Origin of the sequence: Bacillus sp. USDA818B3_A (genome assembly GCF_009928415.1) — a bacterium.
Classification (GTDB): domain Bacteria; phylum Bacillota; class Bacilli; order Bacillales; family Cytobacillaceae; genus Neobacillus.
The window spans coordinates 1-20,032 of sequence record NZ_JAABNN010000038.1 but is presented as its reverse complement, the minus strand read 5'-3'; the positions used below and the strand labels follow the sequence as shown (position 1 = coordinate 20,032).

18 protein-coding genes, 1 rRNA gene and 1 pseudogene are annotated in these 20,032 nt (G+C 36.8%); 7 read left to right on the top strand and 13 right to left on the bottom strand.

The genetic code is table 11. The features are described 5' to 3' along the window. Positions 1-141: 141 nt before the first annotated feature. Both GXK58_RS26145 and GXK58_RS26140 read right to left on the bottom strand, forming a co-directional pair. The gene (locus tag GXK58_RS26145) at positions 142-1,275 is read right to left on the bottom strand and encodes an FAD-dependent monooxygenase (RefSeq protein ID WP_160726102.1); all 1,134 of its coding nucleotides are present in this window, start codon (positions 1,273-1,275) and stop codon (positions 142-144) included. 89 nt (positions 1,276-1,364) lie between these two features. Further along, entirely contained in the window at positions 1,365-2,216 is an 852-nt protein-coding gene (locus GXK58_RS26140) for an aldo/keto reductase (RefSeq protein ID WP_160726101.1), read from the bottom strand. A 185-nt stretch (positions 2,217-2,401) separates the two neighbouring features. On the opposite strand from GXK58_RS26140, the gene GXK58_RS26135 reads away from it, so the two are divergent. Next, positions 2,402-2,836 carry a MerR family transcriptional regulator gene (locus tag GXK58_RS26135; protein ID WP_160726100.1) on the top strand — a complete coding sequence of 145 codons (435 nt, stop codon included), beginning with the start codon at positions 2,402-2,404 and terminating at the stop codon, positions 2,834-2,836. A gap of 225 nt (positions 2,837-3,061) precedes the next feature. On the opposite strand, the pseudogene GXK58_RS26130 reads toward GXK58_RS26135, so the two are convergent. The 4 genes and pseudogenes from GXK58_RS26130 to GXK58_RS26115 all read right to left on the bottom strand — a co-directional run bounded on the left by GXK58_RS26130 (position 3,062) and on the right by GXK58_RS26115 (position 6,438). Further along, positions 3,062-4,232, bottom strand: a pseudogene (locus GXK58_RS26130) (MFS transporter). Between the two features lie 16 nt (positions 4,233-4,248). Continuing rightward, complete coding sequence (locus GXK58_RS26125) at positions 4,249-4,821, bottom strand: cyclophilin-like fold protein (protein ID WP_237389786.1); 573 nt, start codon at positions 4,819-4,821, stop codon at positions 4,249-4,251. A gap of 78 nt (positions 4,822-4,899) precedes the next feature. Then, a complete protein-coding gene (locus tag GXK58_RS26120) occupies positions 4,900-5,586 on the bottom strand; it encodes a DUF4405 domain-containing protein (RefSeq protein ID WP_160726098.1) in 687 nt (228 codons plus the stop codon). Positions 5,587-5,670: 84 nt separating this feature from the next. Further along, positions 5,671-6,438, bottom strand: a complete 768-nt coding sequence (locus GXK58_RS26115; protein ID WP_160726097.1) for a cytochrome P460 family protein — start codon at positions 6,436-6,438, stop codon at positions 5,671-5,673. Between the two features lie 309 nt (positions 6,439-6,747). Here GXK58_RS26115 and GXK58_RS26110 point away from each other — a divergent pair, with 309 nt between their 5' ends. Further along, positions 6,748-7,650: a LysR family transcriptional regulator gene (locus GXK58_RS26110; protein WP_160726096.1), complete on the top strand. Its 903-nt coding sequence runs from the start codon at positions 6,748-6,750 to the stop codon at positions 7,648-7,650. A 522-nt stretch (positions 7,651-8,172) separates the two neighbouring features. Here the strand turns inward: GXK58_RS26110 and GXK58_RS26105 are convergent. After that, complete coding sequence (locus tag GXK58_RS26105) at positions 8,173-8,433, bottom strand: hypothetical protein (protein ID WP_160726095.1); 261 nt, start codon at positions 8,431-8,433, stop codon at positions 8,173-8,175. A gap of 306 nt (positions 8,434-8,739) precedes the next feature. On the opposite strand from GXK58_RS26105, the gene GXK58_RS26100 reads away from it, so the two are divergent. From GXK58_RS26100 to GXK58_RS26090, 3 genes are all read left to right on the top strand, one after another. Further along, a complete protein-coding gene (locus GXK58_RS26100) occupies positions 8,740-9,114 on the top strand; it encodes a DUF2089 domain-containing protein (RefSeq protein WP_160726094.1) in 375 nt (124 codons plus the stop codon). Continuing rightward, the gene (locus tag GXK58_RS26095) at positions 9,115-9,504 is read left to right on the top strand and encodes an SHOCT-like domain-containing protein (protein ID WP_160726093.1); all 390 of its coding nucleotides are present in this window, start codon (positions 9,115-9,117) and stop codon (positions 9,502-9,504) included. A 483-nt stretch (positions 9,505-9,987) separates the two neighbouring features. Then, a complete protein-coding gene (locus GXK58_RS26090; protein ID WP_160726092.1) occupies positions 9,988-10,308 on the top strand; it encodes a hypothetical protein in 321 nt (106 codons plus the stop codon). 83 nt (positions 10,309-10,391) lie between these two features. On the opposite strand, the gene GXK58_RS26085 is transcribed toward GXK58_RS26090, so the two are convergent. The 5 genes from GXK58_RS26085 to GXK58_RS26065 all read right to left on the bottom strand — a co-directional run bounded on the left by GXK58_RS26085 (position 10,392) and on the right by GXK58_RS26065 (position 15,734). After that, the gene (locus GXK58_RS26085) at positions 10,392-11,447 is read right to left on the bottom strand and encodes a HupE/UreJ family protein (protein ID WP_160726091.1); all 1,056 of its coding nucleotides are present in this window, start codon (positions 11,445-11,447) and stop codon (positions 10,392-10,394) included. Positions 11,448-11,552: 105 nt separating this feature from the next. Beyond that, a complete protein-coding gene (locus tag GXK58_RS26080; RefSeq protein ID WP_160726090.1) occupies positions 11,553-13,088 on the bottom strand; it encodes a phosphoesterase in 1,536 nt (511 codons plus the stop codon). A gap of 126 nt (positions 13,089-13,214) precedes the next feature. Continuing rightward, on the bottom strand, positions 13,215-14,564 hold the full coding sequence (locus tag GXK58_RS26075; RefSeq protein WP_160726089.1) for a sensor histidine kinase: 1,350 nt from the start codon (positions 14,562-14,564) through the stop codon (positions 13,215-13,217). Next, positions 14,542-15,255 carry a response regulator transcription factor gene (locus GXK58_RS26070; protein ID WP_160726088.1) on the bottom strand — a complete coding sequence of 238 codons (714 nt, stop codon included), beginning with the start codon at positions 15,253-15,255 and terminating at the stop codon, positions 14,542-14,544. Before GXK58_RS26070 ends, GXK58_RS26075 begins: the two co-directional genes overlap by 23 nt. 35 nt (positions 15,256-15,290) lie before the next feature. Continuing rightward, positions 15,291-15,734 carry a DedA family protein gene (locus tag GXK58_RS26065; protein ID WP_160726087.1) on the bottom strand — a complete coding sequence of 148 codons (444 nt, stop codon included), beginning with the start codon at positions 15,732-15,734 and terminating at the stop codon, positions 15,291-15,293. A gap of 250 nt (positions 15,735-15,984) precedes the next feature. Between GXK58_RS26065 and GXK58_RS26060 the strand changes: the two genes are divergently transcribed. Further along, on the top strand, positions 15,985-19,110 hold the full coding sequence (locus tag GXK58_RS26060; protein ID WP_160726086.1) for an efflux RND transporter permease subunit: 3,126 nt from the start codon (positions 15,985-15,987) through the stop codon (positions 19,108-19,110). 245 nt (positions 19,111-19,355) lie between these two features. Then, positions 19,356-19,877, top strand: a complete 522-nt coding sequence (locus tag GXK58_RS26055; RefSeq protein ID WP_160726085.1) for a GNAT family N-acetyltransferase — start codon at positions 19,356-19,358, stop codon at positions 19,875-19,877. Positions 19,878-19,944: 67 nt separating this feature from the next. Here the strand turns inward: GXK58_RS26055 and rrf are convergent. Further along, positions 19,945-20,032: ribosomal RNA gene (gene rrf / locus GXK58_RS26050) — 5S ribosomal RNA — on the bottom strand; the annotation flags it as partial.

Here is a 20,032-nt window from a genome sequence, read left to right as displayed (position 1 = left end):
AAAGAAGAGTGTTGACTAGGTCAACACTCTATGCGACTGCCCGTCGCACAAAAAGGAGATGCCGCAGCAACTCCAATGTTTTACTCTTGCACCCGTTTGTTTAAGTGTAATGAATCACAAATTATCGTATATACTCCACATTTATCGTCCAAATGATTGACTAAAAGATTGTCCAGATTGCACAATTTGACGTGCATTTTTTAGACGGAGAGACTCATATTCCAGAAGAGCCTCAGATGCTCCAGTTCCTTGTATCCCCTTTACAATACATTCAGCTAACGTAGAAGCATCTTGTAAGGAAGCATTAAATCCTGACGCAGTTAGTGGTGTAGGTAGATGTGCAGCATCTCCAACGATTGCTATACGTCCTTTCACTAGATTTTCAGGAACGTACTCGGCAATCGGTGTTCCGATAAGATTACGTGTTTGAATACTATGGAGGATTGCGTCCAACCAAGGTTGAGCCCATCTATTAGAAGCCTTTTCAGCTAGCTCAATCAATGTCTGTTCAGGGATGTCTGGTGCATGAAGCGAATGTTGCACAACGTCTCCCTCAACACATCCAAGACGACGTAACAAATCATTTTGAGTGTTATCGTACCAAGCCCATCCCAGTCGTCGATCTCCTAGAGCTGTAGAACCGTCTGCTCCAGCAATAATGGAACCAAGTAAAAAGTCACCGATACCATCTGGCATAGTAAACTTCGGGGCATTGAGGCTAGGTCGGTGTTTTTCAGGTATGTCTTTCTCATCTACAATAGCTACCCATATCAAGTATCCCGCAAAAGTGGCGTTCGGTTTATGCGGTGAAACATAATGTCGCATAATACTACGGTGACCATCTGCACCAATTAAAATATCTCCGTGGAATGTTTCACCCTTATCCGTCACAACCCAAGCAGAGTTGTCGTCCTGATTAACAGTTTGAACACGGGCATCATAACGTAAGTCAATTCTGGAATCAGCTTCAACTTCTTTGCGTAATCGAAACTGTATAGATGACCAAGCCTCAGCCGACCTAATTCCACCAGAAGCAAGTTCTCTCAAGAATTTAGCTGTTTTTGTTCGATCAATTTCCCCACTGTCAACCTGAAGAACAGCACCACTACGTGGTTTCGCCCCAGCTCTCTCTAAAATTGTAACCTTCAGTCCAGCTTTTGAAAGAGCAATCCCTGTCATTAGTCCAGAAAGCGACGCACCAACTACAACGGCAGAGCAGTTACCTTCTTTTATAAAAGTATCATTGATTGATTTGTTCCTGACATTCTTTCTCATTGCGTTTTTCCCCCTTATTAGTAATGTCTTCAAAAAGGAAAAACCGAATTTCCAAATTTGGAAATTCGGTTTTTAAGTGATAAATAACATTAAACATCAAATTTAACGTTACCAAGCCATCTTACAAATTCAGGATCTCTATGTGAAAAGAACACGCTCTCTTTCGTATCTAAAGTAGCAATAGTCTCCATATCTTCATGACTTAATTCAAAGTCAAAGATATTAAAGTTTTCAATGATTCTTTCTTTATGAACTGACTTTGGAATCACGACTACTTCTCTTTGTGTTAACCAGCGTAAAATCACTTGGGCAACAGATTTATTGTATTTTTCAGCTATTGAAGTTAATACTTCATTTTGAAACATGTTATTTTTTCCTTCGGCAAACGGACCCCAGGACATAATCTGAACATTGTTCTCTTTCATAAGGTTATGACTTTCTATTTGTTGGCAAAAAGGATGGGTTTCAACCTGGTTTACTGCTGGAACTACTTCATTATGATCAATCAAATCAACTAGACGGTCTGGATAGAAGTTGCTGACTCCAATCGCCCTAATCTTACCTTCACGATACAATTCCTCCATCGCACGCCAAGAACCATATACATCCCCAAATGGCTGATGGATTAAATACAAATCGATATAATCTACTTGTAATCGTTCCAGTGATTTTGCGAATCCTTTCTTGGCATTCTCATAACCTGCATCTTGAATCCAAAGTTTTGTCGTAATAAATATTTCTTCTCTTGGGACACCACTTCGCTTGATAGCTCTGCCTACTGCTACTTCATTCATATAGGCTGCTGCTGTGTCAATCAAGCGATAACCTGCCATAAGGGCATCATATACTGCCTGTTCACATAGGTTTGGATCTTCAATTTGATATACACCAAAGCCAAGAATAGGCATCTCAACACCGTTGTTTAAAATTACTTTTTGCATATATAACTCCTCCTGTATTTTAAATTTTAATATTTCAAATCACTGATTTTATCCCATTTAGTCCTCTATGATTGGTGATTTACAATTTCAGTAACTTGAACTATGATAATCCTATCACCTTCGAGCAACACGAAGGCAAGGGATTTTAAAAGGTTTTAATAAAAAATTTTTAGGGAGTGGTTAAAATGCATACTGTGAAGGAAGTGTCCAAGCTACTTGATCTGACTGAACATACCGTTCGTTTCTATACGGATAAAGGATTAGTTCCAAGTGTACAGCGAGACAAAAACAATAATCGACTTTTTGATGAAGAATCAATCAGTTGGCTTATAGGTGTTAAATATCTAAAACAATGTGGTATGTCAGTGGAAGACATTAAATCCTATGTAGATTTGTGTTTGGAAGGACGATCTACCATTCAAGAACGTTATGAAATCATTATGAAACAAAAAGCCATTGCTCTGGAACAGTTGGAGGAAGCAAAACAAAGAGCTAAATATATGGAAGAAAAAGCAAATCACTACCTTGATATTATCAATGGAGTAGCCTCAGATGACACGAATCCTAAAGAATGGGAGTTAATAAATGTTAATACCTCTCCCAAAAAAAGAACAAGCTGATTTTCTTTTGGAAATCGGCTTGTTCTAAAGCATAGGAAACTGATTACCGCCAAATAATTAGTTCGATTTCTTTCCACTATTACAATGACTGCTACTCCGAAATTACACTTAATTTGTGAGGGAATGTACTATTTTTCACACTCTATGAATTTAGTAAAAGAAAGTAGGGCAGGGAACATAAATCAACAATGAACAGGGAGCTCTTTGAAATGTTGAATTAATTCCTTATCTAGAAAGTGGTTTTGTAGGACTCTGCATGTATTTTTCTTAGTAAAATAAATAACAGTCCTAATACCAACGATAATAATCCTACTAATACGACGTATTGTGTACCTAAATCTGAAATAAATAATCCACCTACAGCTGTACCAATTGTTGTTCCTAAGTTAACAGATGATAAAAATAATCCATTAGCGAAATCAGGAGCTTTTGGAGCTGCAGACGTAATCCAATATTGATTAATATTAGTTCCTATGCCAGCCAATATTCCCCAACATAAAGTAATGATAGCCATAGGTAAAGTAAATTGTCCTAATAAGAATAATAGGATGTAAACGGCTCCCAATGCAAAAGGAAAAGATACTACAGTTTTGTTGGCATCTTTAGTAAGTAACTTCCCTGCCACAATGTTTCCAATAATATTTGCCCCCCCGAATATGACTAACATTAAACTAATTGATTTCCCAGAGATATTCGTAACGGTTTTAAGATACTCAGCAAGATAACTATACACCCCAAATACAGCTGAATTAAGTAAAAGGACAGCAATAATGGAAAGCCAAGTAATTGGTATTTTTAATACCGATAATTGAGCTCCGTAAGAAAGTCTTTCTTTAACAGGCATAGAAGGGAAAGATACTAATGTAGCAATAAATACTATAGCGTTAACGATGGCGAAAAATGTCATTGATATTTGAAATGATATTGCGCTGGCAAGAAAACTTGCGATTGGTACACCAAGTACCATTCCCGCAGATACCCCAATAAAAACTTTTGAAACAGCTTTTGGAGCTTCTTCTTTTCGAACTGAGTTAGCCGCCATTGTAAAAGCTGCTGAAAAATAGATCGGATGAAATATGGCTGGAATCACACGGGCAATTATTGCGATGGCAAAGTTAGACGTAAATATAGAGACAATGTTCCCTAGAACGAAAATACCAAGTACAAGTAACATTGCTTTCTTGCGATTTACCCCCGAAAATAATAACGGCATTGTTGGACCAGATCCAGCAACAACAAGGGCAAAAAGACTCACAAGCAATCCTGCTTTTGATACACTGACATGAAAGTGATCAGCAATGTAAGGTAATATCCCAATAACTCCCATTTCAGTATTTATGATGCCGAAAGCCCCAAGTGTCAATGTAAATATAAGTAAATTATTTTGTTTTTGCAAAGAGGTTCATCTTCCTTTAATCGATTTTTTCAATATGAACTGTGAAATCCCCCTGAATATTTTCAAAGTTTTCTTTTCCAGATTCAATCTCACCTAGTATAATAAGATCATTTGTGGGTTCAGCTAAACCTTTATAAAAAATAGCGATATTTCCCCAAGGGGAAAAATAAGCAAAGTCTCCTTTTTTTGGTTGGTTTTCGGAAGTTTCTATATCTACCGATAATTTTTTTTGTAAAATGCTAATTTTTTCTTTACCTACATAATCTTCTAATGTTACCGTTAAAGGCAATTGAGCTAAAAAATCTCTACTTGCTGAATTATCATACATATTCACAATTACTTCCTCGTTATTAAATGTCAATTTGACTTTAACATCTTCCATATTAACTAAACCTCCATTATCAATCATTGAATCCTTACCATTTTGTTTATCCTGCTCAGCGATTTTGTCTATTTGTTCACCATTTGAATTTTTATTTGGAGTAACATCAACATTGTTTTCCTTCCCATCACTACTACTTCCGCAACCTGGAATAAACGTTGAAATACCCAATAAAAACAAAAGTGTGAATATAACCCCTTTTCTCACTATTTCTCCTCCCCATTGAACCTATGCCGGAAAAACCAGTCTAAAAATTTAATTGATATCCTTCACTTTAAGGCTAATTTAGATTGTCTGTTCTGCTCTTTTGTCCTGCTTTTGAATAAATTTCAAAGCATAATGTGTCCCACAAATATAGATTCCCATAATAGATAGGTTGTCAATTAAAAACCTTATAGTGGTAACATCGTAGGACCAACCAAAAGGGTTGTAAATGAATAGCTTAGAACCCATTTCTCCCTCGAAGGAAGCATGCACCCCGTAGACAACAATTAATACTGACAGAATACGCAACGCAATGGTACGAATACGACTAGTACCGGTAATTCCCGTCATCCTCCGCACTGAATTAAGAATCATCCCCCAAGAAAACCCTATATGGACTGCCATGATGATAAATCCCCAATAAGCTGTCTGAACATGTATTTGTCGTAACACCATGTCGTTATTTATGGGAATAAAGGGAAATAAGTCATTCGAAATCAACATAGCACTTATCATCATCAAAACCATAGTTACAAGAAAAAGTAGATTGATAGCTATTTGTAGAATGCGCCGCATATTATATTTTCCTTTAAATATCGATTTATACCAACGTCGATTTAAAAAGTTATGGACGATAAATAATAAAAGTACCACAACTCCAATAACTTCGTGGACCATATTTCCAGTAATATAGTAAGCCATTGCAATCAACATAAGAACTGTCATTACAAAGTCATTAACAAGCCTGAATAACACCTTTGGATTCAAAGTATTTTCCTCTTTCTATTTGATTATCATTGGATTTCGTCACCATAGTGGACATGCGAATATCTTATAATGACAACACATCCATTAACTTTCAAATTGCTGTATATACATCTTTAAAAGAACGTTCTGAATGATTTTAGCTTTATCCTTACCTTCTATTGCATTGCTTTCTTCTTTATTTATATCCTTAGAATCATTCATATGAGCAGATATCTCACTTACCTTCCAGTGGTCAGTAGTGATAGCTGCGATTGAGGTTTCTGATTTGCTGTTCTTTGATTGTGAAATCTCTTCCAAATCAAACTCTTTCATTTGATCTAACGAATTCATATATTGATCCCTTTCCTGATTTGCGTGGCAGGTATAGCATCGTCCAATGGCTTGTCCACCAATACCATCTTCCATCACTTCTTTTTCAGGAGTAAATGCCTGGAACTCCCATTCCCCAGTACGCTCATCGGGCGAGTAGCGGGAACCCCAGCCGGTACGCTTTTCCATCACTAAATAATGCTCGATCTCTCCCTCTCGAAATCCTTCGAGAGTGATAACGGTGCCGCTCGGAAGCTCCTCTCCGTTCTGTACTGCTTCAATTGCTTCCCTACTATTTACATAGATGTTTTCATGAATATCCCCTCGATCATAAGTAGCAAACACAATCCCCTTCTCAAGGTCTTTAGGGAATTTTACAAGGTTAGCCCCAGATCCAATCTCAGCGTATTGCCCAGATTTAGCCCCAGAGGAATTCTCTTCTTTTTGAGAAATGACCTTTATTTCAGTATCATTGTTGTTACAAGCGGTAAGGGTGAAGGCTAGAAGCAACAATGCAACTGAATGAATTATTGATTTTTTCATACTTTTTATCTCCTCCAGGTTTCATATCATTTTCTTCTAAAATTCATTGTGACTGGGCTTCTTTCGACTAATACTCCAAGTTGAATACTTTTCTCCTTAAGGAATTTAATTTTTTACTGACTTCTTCTATACTCGTTACATTTGTTAATATTGAGCTAAGATAACACCATCTTACTGTTGTTTTCACTCTCTGTTATTTATTCTAGCTGTGCCTTTTTCACATAACAAATACCTATATCTTATAACATGTTATGCTTGATAAGCATTTCTACTGCGTATATACTAAAGCATTATGAAGGAGGAGTGTTTATGGAATTAAGAGTTTTGCGCTATTTTCTTACTGTCGCAAGAGAAGGAAGCATTACAGGGGCTGCTGATTTTTTGCATGTGACACAGCCAACCCTGTCAAGACAATTAAAAGATCTTGAAGAAGAGTTAGGGAAAAAACTATTTATTCGCAGTAGTCACAGCATCATTCTTACAGATGATGGAATGCTCCTGAGAAAAAGGGCAGAAGAAATCGTTGATATGGTTGATAAATTAGAGGCAGAATTTAATTATATGGAAGACACAATAGGTGGTGATGTTTACATAGGTGGCGGGGAAACAGACGCCATACGACAGATTGCACAGGTAGTAAAAGAATTACAGTTGCGTTATCCAAATATACGGTATCACTTGTATAGCGGAAACTCAGACGATGTAACTGAACGGCTTGACAAGGGATTGCTTGACTTTGGTATTTTAATTCAACCAGCAGACTTATCAAAATACAATTACATCGATATCCCAGGCAAAGATGTTTGGGGCGTTGTTATGAGGAAAGACAGTCCTCTTGCTTTCAAAGATTCAATTGAAGCAGAGGATTTATTAAATGTTCCGGTGATCTGTTCACGACAGGCTATAAAACAAACATTTTCAAAAAATGAATTTGCTGATTGGTTTGGTGAAGATTTTGATAAATTAAACATCGTGGCTACATACAATCTTGCATATAATGCTTCCATTATGGTAGAAGAGGGCATTGGTTATGCAGTAGTCCTTGATAAAATAGTGAATACATCTAGTGATAGCAACCTTTGTTTTAAACCGCTAAAGCCAAATCTTGAATCCGGCTTAAATATTGTTTGGAAAAAGCATCAGACTTTTTCCGCTGCTGCTGAAATGTTTTTAAAAGAAATTCAGCCAAAATTATCCAATTCTTTGAATTGACGGCAGCCTTGGCATCTGTTGGGTCAGTAATTTCCATTCTCACGTTCAACAGATTTTCGTCATCGCCAAGGATTTTGGCTATCTTGTAGATATTCCGACCAGTGGCGACGACAACCTGCTGCAAGGGCAGATTTTACGAACTCTATGCGATTCTAAGTCCAGCACCAATGATAGACCAAACTTTCTTATTGTTAGTCATATTAATTCTTCCTTGATTTCTAAAGTTGATAGAAGAATTGGATAATTAATTGGAATTGTTCAATATATTTAGGCAAATGAAGAATGAAGAATGAAAAAAGCCACATTATTTTCATTTAATCAACAGCCCTTTTGGGTATTTTAGTTAGCCTATTATTCCAAAAGCTGCTCTTTACTAGTAACAATAATTAACAGGTAAATAGGAAAAGCTGCCTATAATGGCAGCTTTTCCTATTTTAGACACTGACGGGATCCGTGATTTAAACAAACCCCCCCTGTCTTCTTCACCATTTCTTCGTCAAAAATACATTTAAGTTTGTATGATTAAAAGAAGAATGGAGAAAAACCAAATCCAACAAATGGGAAGAAAACAGGTGGTCTAAAAAAGTTGCGTCTGAAAAAAGGTCTTGGACCAAAAAATCCAAATCCATATCCATCACTAGAACTGGAAGAGCTTAATTCTTCAATCTCAAGCCCATCTTTTCTTACCTTTACGACTCTACCAACTGACCATTCACCTTGAATATTTTTAAACTGAATCATTTTCCCCTCTAAGTTCCTTGCTTGATTATAATCTAATGGCATTCATAAATCCTCCTTCCTAAATGAACATACTTTAATATATGGAGGATGTCCTTTATGTGAAATGGAGAATAACCCAATCTTGTCCAATTATTTTTAAATTCTCTGTAGTCAAAACAAGTTCTTGCTCAAACAAGTGATTCTTAAAAATCCGGCCTGCTTCTATACTACCTACACAATTAAATTATTTAATTTTAAAGTTAAATATATTTATTTTTATTAACAAATTCTTTTTATTTTTTAATTTTATTATTTAACATTTCAACCCATTGATATATACTAAAATTATTAACAATGAAGGAGGGAATCATGGCATATCCTCTTATTTCAGATTGTCCCGTTTGTGGTAAGCAATTAAAGATTACCAAGCTACAGTGTACTCATTGTCATACCACAATTGAAAATGAATTTGAACTCTCTAATTTTGCAACTCTTAGCAAGGAACAGCTAAAGTTTATTGAAACCTTTCTAAAGTGCCGCGGAAATATTAAAGAAGTTGAAAAAGAACTTGGAGTATCCTACCCTACCGTTCGCGGGAAATTAGATGACATTATCTCTTCCCTTGGATATTCCACCTCAAAGAAGGTCGAAAAAATGGATCAAAAAAAAGTAATTCTCATGCTAGAAAAAGGCGAAATAACAGCCGAAGAAGCGATTGGGATATTAAATGGGGAGGAATCCTAAATGAGTGACGAAATTTCAAGAGTATTAACAATGGTTGAAGAAGGAAAGTTGACCAAAGAGAAGGCTGTTGAATTAATCGATCTCCTGCAAGTAAAAGGTAACCAAGTCGATCTTAATAAACGGACCTCCACCTCTTACTTAAACAAAATGCTAAAAATCCGTGTTACTTCTGAGAATGGTGACAATGTAAATGTTAATCTGCCAATAAAACTCTTAAAAGCGGTTTTAAAGGTAGGAACTAATATTGCAAAAATGATTCCCGAATCCGAAAAGTATGTAAAGGATATCGACGTTGAACTGTTAATTGAAGCGATTGACAACGAGTTGGACGGACAAATAGTAGATGTTACCTCATCAAAAGGTGACAAAGTGCTCGTTATCATTGAGTAATATGATGAAGATAAAAATTAAGGTAAATGACAGACCATTTATTATCCCAGTCCCGTATGCTTTTTTACATCTATTCGTTAGAATCCTCACTTCAAAGCGACTCCTAGTACTTGTAAATCGTGCAATTGAAAAAAAGGCAAGGGAAAAATTTCAAATTCCTTATATACACAGGTATGATTTAGAGCCTTTGCTGAGGGAACTTTCAAAGCAAAGAGGATTACTGCTGGTTGAAACTAGCCTTAAAGACGGTACAGAAGTTTCTATAAGGTTATAAAGCACCATTCCTACAAACTGGAATGGTGCTTTTCTCTTCTATTGGTCAGTTTCCAAACACTTTTGTTTAGTTTCCCGAAAATCCTTATTATTTCAACGTTCAATATTAGTTTAAAAAGAAAGACATCTATTTCTTTTGTGACAGACGGTCTCACTTTTTCGTATACTAATAAATATGGAGTTGATCAACAAATAAGAAGGTGAGCTGATTTGAGAATTAATTTTTCAGAGAAACAAATTGCCGAAATAAAACGAATCGTTCAAAAAGAACTTTTTTTTAAAGTAATCGAACCAACTGAGGAATACTTATTTATCCATTGTTTTTCGAAAATACATAAAGAAACCGTCTATTATCATCTGCTTAAAGAAAATGAAACATTGATTATCCGCTGCTATGCACGTGTGTTTGACAACCTAGGTCTAAGTGAAAAAATCAGAGACACAGCAAAAAATGTATTAGAATATGTGGTAAGCCAAACCGGTTTTGAAAACACAATCTATATAGAAAACGGGATAGAATATAAATTTTAAGTTCAGTGTAAGCCTTTTGTTATCCATGAATCATTCAAATCATAACGGTTCCCTGCCACAAGATAGATGTGTAATCACTTAAATTAAAAAGCTCTTTGAATAAACCATACTAGCCCAAAAGCTAATATTGCAGCTGATGTACTAGGAATAACCCATTTGATAGGTTTATATTTTAATCTTCTTATCCACAAAATTAATGGAAAAGCTAAGGATACGATTACTATTTGACCAATTTCTATTCCTATATTAAAAGATAGAAGAGACATAGCCAAAGAATCGCTATCTAATCTCATTTCCGATAAGATTCCTGCAAAACCAAACCCATGAATCAGTCCAAAACCGAAGGCAAGCCATGGCTGATGTTTCGAGTCTTTATTAAAAATATTTATAAGTGCAACGTAAATGATGCTTAATGCGATTGCTGACTCTACAAATCTACTAGGCAGCTGAACAAGATCAAAAGTTGCCAGAGCCAATGTAATACTATGTGCAATTGTAAAAGCTGTCACTAAAGAAAGAATGTGACGAATCGTCCTAGCTCCTATAAGCAAACTAATGACAAACAAGATATGATCATAACCAGTAAAAATATGCTCTAATCCTAGAACGACAAACTGTTTTACGTTTTGTAGAAAACTTATTTTTCCAATTTCTACTTCTCTTGATTCGTATGAAAGAACCTTTTCTTGTTGTTTGCCGTTCAGTTTAACCGTTGCATAGTTCGCATGGCTAGGGTCCGAATCATCAAGAAACATATTGTACTCAATAACTAGTTTCTCTGGTTTGTGCTCAATAGGATAATTAAGGTTAATAACTGCAAATGGACGTTCCTTAATCATCTCAATATCGGTCTTTTTCACACGACCTTCAACTTGTTCACTATTTGCATAAAGCTTGATATGGGAATTAATATAATTCTGCAATATCTTATGGTCAATAAGCTCCTTTTGATCGGTTTCCTTATTAAGGGCATGTCCGAGTTCTTCTAAATCTAGTTTCAATTCATAATCTAATGATTTCTCTTTGACGACAATGTTAGAAAAGCCTTCGCTGTTATTCGTGTGAGCAAATGCTGTGGAAGGAAGGAAAGAACCTAATGAAAGGAAGAGGATTAAAGTAAAGTAGAATAACTTTTTCATAATATTCACGTCCATTTCTATTGTTTTCTAATCAAAGATGTCTTGATATATGATAATGGAAAGACGAGGAGTTTTTATTCCCCTCGTCCATTTCCATTTACCCAATTATTTATCTGATTTGATGAAAATTGGATTTGAGTAGAACCAGAGGTCATTCCATGGATTTTCACCTTTAGGATCTTGAGCAGGTTCTAATTGATCCGTGTTCGTACCACGTAAACGAATATAGCTATCTTTGTTCACGTCTTTTAAAGTATAAGTAATGGAGATGTATTCACCATCTTTTTTCCAGTCACTTTCTGTGAACCGTTTTACGACTTTTGTTGTAGGATTAGAAGCGGTTGAACGGTCTTCCACTTTCCCATTAACATCTCCCATGATTAAGTCCACACGTTGAACAGTTGGCTTATCTCCATGAGAGTTTGCAGCGTTGGGATCTTTGATACGAACCGTTACTGTTACATCGGATTTCTTACTTGGTAGTGTAAGAGTTTCACCGATGGATGCTGTATTTCCTTTTGCCACGGCATGCAATGGTGATTTGCCGCCTGCTTGTACTTTTACATCAAGTTCTGAGATTAGATCACCCGTTGTCACAAATACATTACCTTTACGCAGGTTTTCCATTACATCTTCATAATTTTTCTCAGCTTTTACATATGTTTTAGAATATTCACCAGGCCAGAAGTCACTTCCACCATCACGCCAGTTAACGTGTGAGTCAGATGTAGCGGTAATCCAATAGTGTCGTCCTTCACCTAACATTGAATCCCATAAACCTCCAACGATAGCCGACATTTGATCAAATCCACCCATCGTAGGAGCGTTAACGTTCCCGTAGGAGCCTCTTGAACCTTTAGGATCTAGGGAACCATCTGAATTGATAGCAGACGCTTGGTGTCCTGGAGCACCTTCCATACCGATAGCGATGTTCGGAGCTGTATCATTCCAATTACGCAATTCCTGTGGTGTATCTTGTCCCCATACACCAACACCTGTTGCTGAACGGGATGGATGATGCGCGATAGAAATTGGTAGCTCGTCCATTTGTTTCATATAGTTAAGAGCTTCAATCATTTTTGATTCAGTGTTACGGCTTGTGTCAGTTGGATAAGCTTCACGTGAATTAAACTTGCTTTCAAGATCATATAGTACTTGTGATTCATTTTCACCTTTAGGGATCATTAGAGTGCTGTGGTCAGCTCCTGGTGTATCTAGCTCCATTCCGTAGAATTGCAGAACATCAGGAACTGCTTCACGGGATTTTAATAATTCAGGATAAGCTTGTTCTAAGTTAACCTTGGAATGGTTAGGACCGCCATGATCGGTCGTCATCATCCAATCAAGACCATACTTCTTTCCATTTTCTGCATTTTTCGAAATTGGATAAATGGCATCGCCGCCTCTTATGGCTGTCGGAGGGTTGGTTGAATTGTCCCAGCCTACACTCCATTCACTATGTACATGGTGGTCACCTGCAAGCCATGATGCACCATTCTTTTTCACTTCTTCTTTTGATAATGATTGTGCTTTGGCGTTTTGATTGCCGCCCTCATTCAATAAAGTTTGGGTTGTAAGTGCCGTTGTTGCAAGAACTGTTGTTGCGATTAATGGTATTGCCTTCTTAAAACGAGTTTTCATTTTTCTATCTCCCCCTATTAAACTTGTTCTAACAGTTAAAATATTAAATTAGTTTTGTTAGGGGTTTATGGATATTCAGTAAATTTTATGTAAATTAGGTAAATTAGAACAAAATACCTATCTTTACTATGTTATTGGCAAGACCAATTCTACAGTCGTACCTAAACCTTCTTTACTTATAATTTTAATGTCACCTTTATGCAGTTTGATGATCCTTTTGGCAATATGCAGGCCCAGACCAGAACCCCCCGTTTCACGGCTTCTAGCTTTGTCCACTCGATAAAACCGTTCAAAAATATGATCGAGTTCATTTTCTGGGATTCCAATCCCATTATCTATTATTTGAATCATCGCATGATGCTCTTGCTTATCCAATAAGACTTCAATTTTCTCATTGCTATATTTGATCGCATTGTCAATCAAGATGATCATCACTTGCTTTATTTTTAATTCATCCGCGTAAATCGTGATTGGTTTTTTCTTAAAACGAAGTAATAGCTCTCTTTTATGGACCTCTTTAAGTTGTTTAATGGTGTTTTCAGATAAAGATACTAAGTCGATTTTATTTATTTCTAATACATTTTCATTTTCTAAGTTAGCCAGATCTAGAAAAGTATCCGTCATTTTTTGTATTCTAGTTGCCTCTGTATGAATGGCATGGATGGCCTCTTCGGCTATATCTTTATTTTCTATCCCTTGCCTCCTTAAGAGATTTGCATAGCTCTTGATGACGGTCAACGGTGTCTTTAATTCATGTGATGCATCAGAAACAAACTGTGCTTGTTTGACCATATTTTCTTGGATCCTATTAATCATTCGGTTAAACGTATTCGCCATAGTAAAGAGTTCATCCTTCGTTTCAGTTTGGATGATAATCTTTTTCGGAACACCGCTTTTTTCAATCTCTTCCATGGTATTAATCATATTGGAAATGGGTTTCATAATCATATTGGCTAACCATCTCCCTCCAAGTAAGGACAATATAGCTGCTAATAGTGTACAAAACCCTAATATCCCACGCAGGATTTCTTTTCTCGCTTCTAGGCCCGATAATCGTTCTCCAATCTCTAAAGTCAGATTATTCCCTTTAATTGGCAAACGGACAATTAAAACCTCTTCTTCTCCATTTTCTGCCGAAATCAACCGTGTTTGGGATTGCTCTTTCATGATGTATTTTCCTTTTATTTTATTGGAGAGTAATGGGTCATTGGTTACTTCATGAACAACCTTATTTTTCGGTTGAATGATTCTTATAAATGAATGGTCAGTTAAATTCTCCTTTAACCTTGCTTCAACGTTACTAGACGGATTTGTCCCCATTTCTTTTAGAATATCCTCTGCTTTTTGTTGAAGAATTTTCTCTTCCATATTTATTGTTGTTTTCATAAATAGGAAGAAGACCACAAAATTAATGATCATTAAAATGCAAAGCATCCAGACGGTGGTTAAAAGATTAATTTTTGTTGTGATCTTCATCTTTTATCTCCTTGATGGTGTAACCAATCCCTCGAACTGTATTTATTAGTTGGAAAGAAAAACCTTCATCCATCTTTTTCCTTATTTGCCTAATGAAAACATCAATGACATTGGTTTCACCCTCGTACTCGTATCCCCAAACGTTCATAATGATGTTTTCTCTGGTTACTACTTTGTTTTTATTCATGACTAAATAAACCAGTAAATCATATTCCTTAGGTGTTAAGGTAATTGATAGTCCCTTCCTTTTTACTTCTCGTGTATCTTTATTAATAACTAAGTCCTCAACTTTTAATAACGGTTGTTCCTTCATCGGTTCCTCTTCATCATTATGTCGCAAACATGCACGAATCCGAGCTAGCAATTCTTCAATTTCATAAGGCTTTGTGACATAATCATCAGCCCCTTGATCCAATCCTGCTACTTTATCGAAGGTAGTATTCCGAGCTGTTAATAGAATAACAGGTGTTTTTTTGTTATCCTTTCTAAATCGTCTTAAAACTTCTATTCCACTTACTCCAGGCAGCATAACATCCAACAAAATCAAATCCACATCTGAATTCAATGCGGTTTCTAATCCTGATTTGCCGTTATGTTCAACCGTTACCTGATATCCTTCATACTCAAGCTCCATTTTTAATACACGTGCAATTTGAGTCTCATCTTCAATGACTAAAATATGTGTTTTCATAGCTCTTCCCCCTGCGACTTCATACGCCATTGCATTCAATACTTTTCTATTACAAGTCTTAACATTTCAAACAATAAGAAGTTAAAAAAAATCCAAACACCGCCATAGACATATCCACCTACCATATCACTTGGCAGTACAATGGTCGTTGCAATATTTACAATGGCTAGTCCCATTAATAGGACTATTACAAATAAAGGACCAAATATGGCCGCATAATTCTTATTGGCATGACGGACAAGCAAATATAAGCATGTGCCATATATAATAATCAAAACAGTAGCATTAAAACCCGCACCGGCCGAAAGAAAGACGGTCAAAAGTGCTAAAATGTAATTCATTTTCCCCTGAAAGACGAAGTAACCTGCATAGCTCATTAAAAATTCGCCTGAAATAGGAAGAGCCATGAGTTCTAGAAATATCCCTATAAATAATATGAGATAACTGTGCTGTTCAAATAGAGTGATTAAGTACGACATATAAATGCCCCCATTTTTTGAAAAAAAATCTAAAGTATAAACATCCCTTAACTAGAGATTCAATTACAATTTAGCACGTTTAATCCATTTATTTTCTATATTAATGAAATCTTAATCTTTTACTTAGGAAACCCAAAAGGTTGTTTTATATACTTTAAATTGCCCAATACAAATTCATTATCATTTTGGATTTTACACAGAAAACAATCGTTTATTTGGGTTTAGTTAGATAGATAAGGGAGGAAATACAATGAAAAGATTAGTCGAGGCAACCATGCAAAGAGCCATTTTGATGATTGTATGTGTTGTCATCATTTTGGCATGGGGAGGTATTTCAGCCTTCCAGATGCAGCGCGATTATCTGCCTGGGATCAACAATACGACTCTTTCCGTTAGTATGAGGGTTAATGATTTACAGGCTGAACAAGTCAAACAGCAAGTGACCGATAATTTGGCAAGTAGCGTCAAAGTCGTAGATGGACTTTCTAATGTGGAAAGCACCTCTTATGATGGCGGATTATTTATGAGTTTATATTTTCCAATGAATACAGATATGAAACAAGCGGAAGATCAAGTAAACAAAGCATTAGCAAATGCAGATCTCCCCTCAACGATTACCAGCACTCCTTCGGTAACACGATTAACAACAAGCTCTTTCCCAATTTTAACTTATAGCCTAACAAGTTCAAAATTGGATGAACAAACCCTTCGCTCCACTGCTACACAGGAAATTGTGAAACAATTAAAATCAGTTCCTGGTGTATCGGATGTATCTGTCATTGGCGGAGCAAAAGATGGATATGTATTAACTATTCGCATGAAGGACCTTGTGAAAAACGGTTTAACCTTAGATGATGTGAACAAATCCTTTGCATTGGCTGTTCCTTCGATGCCACAAGGAACGATTGTCAACAACCAATTATCCATCCCCGTTTCATTTGATGGATTACTATTAACCGTACAGCAAATGGAAAACGCAACGATTAAGAATAAAGAAGGAAAAATGATTCCTGTATCAGCATTTGGTACTATCACTCATTCCTTAAATGACGTAAAAACTGTTTCCAGAACGAATGGAGCGCCAAGTGTCACTTTAAATGTGATTAAAACACCATCGGCCAATATTACAGATGTCGCTAATCAAGTAAAAGACCGTGTGGCACATCTTCAATTGGATACCGTCAATCCAAAAGATGTTTCGTTCAAAGTACTGCTTGACCGTGAAAAGGAATTAAACAGCTCTCTATTCGGATTGGTTCGTGAAGGTTTACTAGGCTGTTTATTCTCGATGATTTGTGTGTTCTTCTTCTTCCGAAATGTAAGAAGTACCCTATTAATCGCGATTTCACTGCCGATTTCATTACTAGCAACAACTACTTTCTTAAAATCAATGGGTATCACTTTAAATATTTTAACTGTTTCAGGTTTGATTGTAGCGATGGGTCGTATCGTCGATGACTCGATTGTTATTCTCGACAATATGTATCGAAAACGGGAGGAACAGAAGGATAAGCCATTACTATCGATTCTTGCCTCTTCTGTTGTTGAAATGCTTCCAGCGATTTTAGGCTCAACCTTAACAACTATTGCTGTTTACATCCCTATCGCCTTTGTTGGCGGCGTCATCAGTGCGTCATACAGCGGATTTGCCTGGTCGGTGGTTATTGCCTTAATTATTTCCTTCTTTGTGGCGATGCTTGTCATTCCAGCTCTTGCTTTCATGGGATGGAAAGGCGGCAATAGCGAAAAGCAAACTGTTAAACTCGATTCAAAAATGAAACCAATCTTGCAATCAGCTTTTAAGCACAAAAAAGCAATGATAATTGTGTCAATCTTAGTCTTTATCGCTGCTGGTGCTTATTCCGCCTTCCTGCCAGTGAGTTTATTGCCAAGCGGAAAAATCGGACAAATTGCCATTAAAGCCGAACTTCCAAAAGGAAGTACGTTAGTTCAAGTGGATTCGGAAGTACAAAAAATTGAAAAAACATTAAAGGATAATCCAAAGGTTTCTGCCTATTCTTCAAACTTCGGGTCTACCATGACGCCTCAAAGTGATGATGTGTTCGACCAAGGCGGCGGCTTTATCACCTATCCAAACGTTGCTAACCTATCAGTAGTGTTGAAGAATGATAAAGAAGCGGATGCTGTGATTAAACAGTTACAATCAGAACTGCCGGCATTATCTAAGGATGTTTCTTATACGGTAACAAGCCAGAACATCTCTGGTGATGATTCTCAAATGAGGATTCTATTCACTGGATCGGACCAAGCAACACTCGATCAAGTCGCTCAAGAAGCGAGAACCAACTTATCAAAAGTTGCCAATCTAAGTGTCGATGGAAAAGTAGATTTAATGAATGGAGCACCTAAGTACAAAGTGACTTTTGACCAAAAAGCAATCCTGGATAAAGGCGTAAAAGTAACGGATATTCTTGCAGTCATTAACCGTTATTTATCAGCTTCAAAAGATGCGACGATAACAGTTAATCACCAAGCATTACCTGTGGACCAATATTTAGATCAAATTGCCACAGGAGATCAATCAAGCATTACGATCAACGCAACTGCCGATGATGTATTATCATCTCTTTCAACTGAAACATTACCTGGAATTAATGGTGAAATGGTTCGTTTTGACCAAATTGCTAAAATCTCAAAGGATACCAATTCTTCAACGGTTAGTGAGCGAGATGGCCAGCCATTCTCTCTTGTGACAGCACAGATTACTTCCAATGATATCAGCAAGCTGTCAAGTCAAGCAGAGAAAGCTTTAAGCAGTATGAAACTTCCTAAAGATGTAACGTATTCAATGGGCGGTATTACCCAACAAGTAAAAGATATGATTTTTGATATGTCTGTTGCTGTTGCCTTCTCTATGCTTTTGGTATTACTAATCACTTCTTCCATTTTCAAAGGATGGAGAGCTCCATTATCGGTACTATTAAGCATTCCACTGGCATTAAGTGGTGTCGTTATTGCACTCATTCTATTCCACGGTGAATGGAATCTAGCAGCTTTAATCGGTATTCTGATGCTTACAGGTATCGTTGTTACCAATGGTATTGTGTTAATTGATAAGATTGAAAGAAACCGAAAAGAAGGAATGCCTGTGAAAGAAGCTGTATTAAACGGCAGCCTTTCAAGGATTCGTCCAATTTTAATGACAGCTGCAGCAACCGTTCTTACCTTGTTACCACTTGCTATTTCACACAACGCCGATACCGTCATTTCTCAAACACTTGGTATTGTCGTCATTGGCGGTATGATCACATCAACCATTAACAGCTTTGTGATCATCCCAATTATTTATGAGTGGTTACACAGAAAGTCTGAAACGAAAAACGTAAAGATTTCTAATCAAAGCAGTATTAGCTGATATTAGTCTGATGAAAGAGGCACTTTAAATGGTGCCTCTTTTTCTCTTAAAGTTTTTTGATGAAGATAATTAAGCCATACCAGTATCCCACAAGTGTACTCGTTCTCAAGCTCCGTGGTGCTTCCAAATAAGACTATGGAGTTTTTGAAGACTATGACTAATGATGACAAGAGTGTATCAAACAATGAAAGCGGACATAATATCCAATAGATAAAATATGTAAGGGTGGATAAAGGTGCTTTTATATGGCAGATGAACAAATCGTAAGAGCAAACTATGAAGATCTTAAGGTCGTTATGGACGTATTTGAAGATTGCAAAGCCTATTTAAATAGCAGAGGCATTCTTCAGTGGAGTGAAAAGTATCCAAACCAGGAGTATTTCGAAACAGCATTAAAGGGTGAGAATTTATTTGTGTTAAAAAAAGAGAACCAAGTCTTAGGTGCCATGGTTCTTGATGAGTGGCAGACCCCGGAATGGGAAACAGCCCAATGGACGAAGATTCAAGGAAATCCGTTGATTCTCCATTCTTTTTGCGTGCATCCTTCTGCGCAGGGAGGCGGATACGGAGGGAAAATGCTGCAATATGCTGAAGACTTTGCCAAGGAACAAGGATATCCCGCACTCTGGCTCGATTCGTTTTCCGGTAATGAGGCTGCGGTAGGATTCTACCAAAAGAGAGGATATTCCAGAACAGGGGTTGTAACATTAAATGGAAAACCACAAGGCCACGACCAATATTACTGCTTTGAGAAGTTATTTAAGTGATGCTTTTCTCTATTTAACCGTAGAAAAAAAGTCTCAGACCTAATAGGACTGAGACTTTTTTTCTTCTGCCTGGCAACGTCCTACTCTCACAGGGGTAAAACCCCAACTACCATCGGCGCTGAGAAGCTTAACTTCCGTGTTCGGTATGGGAACGG

Coding starts and splice junctions, on each gene's coding strand:
- GXK58_RS26145 (WP_160726102.1), bottom strand. CDS start 1,275: ATGAGAAAGAATGTCAGGAACAAATCAATCAATGATACTTTTATAAAA.
- GXK58_RS26140 (WP_160726101.1), bottom strand. CDS start 2,216: ATGCAAAAAGTAATTTTAAACAACGGTGTTGAGATGCCTATTCTTGGC.
- GXK58_RS26135 (WP_160726100.1), top strand. CDS start 2,402: ATGCATACTGTGAAGGAAGTGTCCAAGCTACTTGATCTGACTGAACAT.
- GXK58_RS26115 (WP_160726097.1), bottom strand. CDS start 6,438: ATGAAAAAATCAATAATTCATTCAGTTGCATTGTTGCTTCTAGCCTTC.
- GXK58_RS26110 (WP_160726096.1), top strand. CDS start 6,748: ATGGAATTAAGAGTTTTGCGCTATTTTCTTACTGTCGCAAGAGAAGGA.
- GXK58_RS26105 (WP_160726095.1), bottom strand. CDS start 8,433: ATGCCATTAGATTATAATCAAGCAAGGAACTTAGAGGGGAAAATGATT.
- GXK58_RS26100 (WP_160726094.1), top strand. CDS start 8,740: ATGGCATATCCTCTTATTTCAGATTGTCCCGTTTGTGGTAAGCAATTA.
- GXK58_RS26095 (WP_160726093.1), top strand. CDS start 9,115: ATGAGTGACGAAATTTCAAGAGTATTAACAATGGTTGAAGAAGGAAAG.
- GXK58_RS26085 (WP_160726091.1), bottom strand. CDS start 11,447: ATGAAAAAGTTATTCTACTTTACTTTAATCCTCTTCCTTTCATTAGGT.
- GXK58_RS26080 (WP_160726090.1), bottom strand. CDS start 13,088: ATGAAAACTCGTTTTAAGAAGGCAATACCATTAATCGCAACAACAGTT.
- GXK58_RS26075 (WP_160726089.1), bottom strand. CDS start 14,564: ATGAAGATCACAACAAAAATTAATCTTTTAACCACCGTCTGGATGCTT.
- GXK58_RS26070 (WP_160726088.1), bottom strand. CDS start 15,255: ATGAAAACACATATTTTAGTCATTGAAGATGAGACTCAAATTGCACGT.
- GXK58_RS26065 (WP_160726087.1), bottom strand. CDS start 15,734: ATGTCGTACTTAATCACTCTATTTGAACAGCACAGTTATCTCATATTA.
- GXK58_RS26060 (WP_160726086.1), top strand. CDS start 15,985: ATGAAAAGATTAGTCGAGGCAACCATGCAAAGAGCCATTTTGATGATT.
- GXK58_RS26055 (WP_160726085.1), top strand. CDS start 19,356: ATGGCAGATGAACAAATCGTAAGAGCAAACTATGAAGATCTTAAGGTC.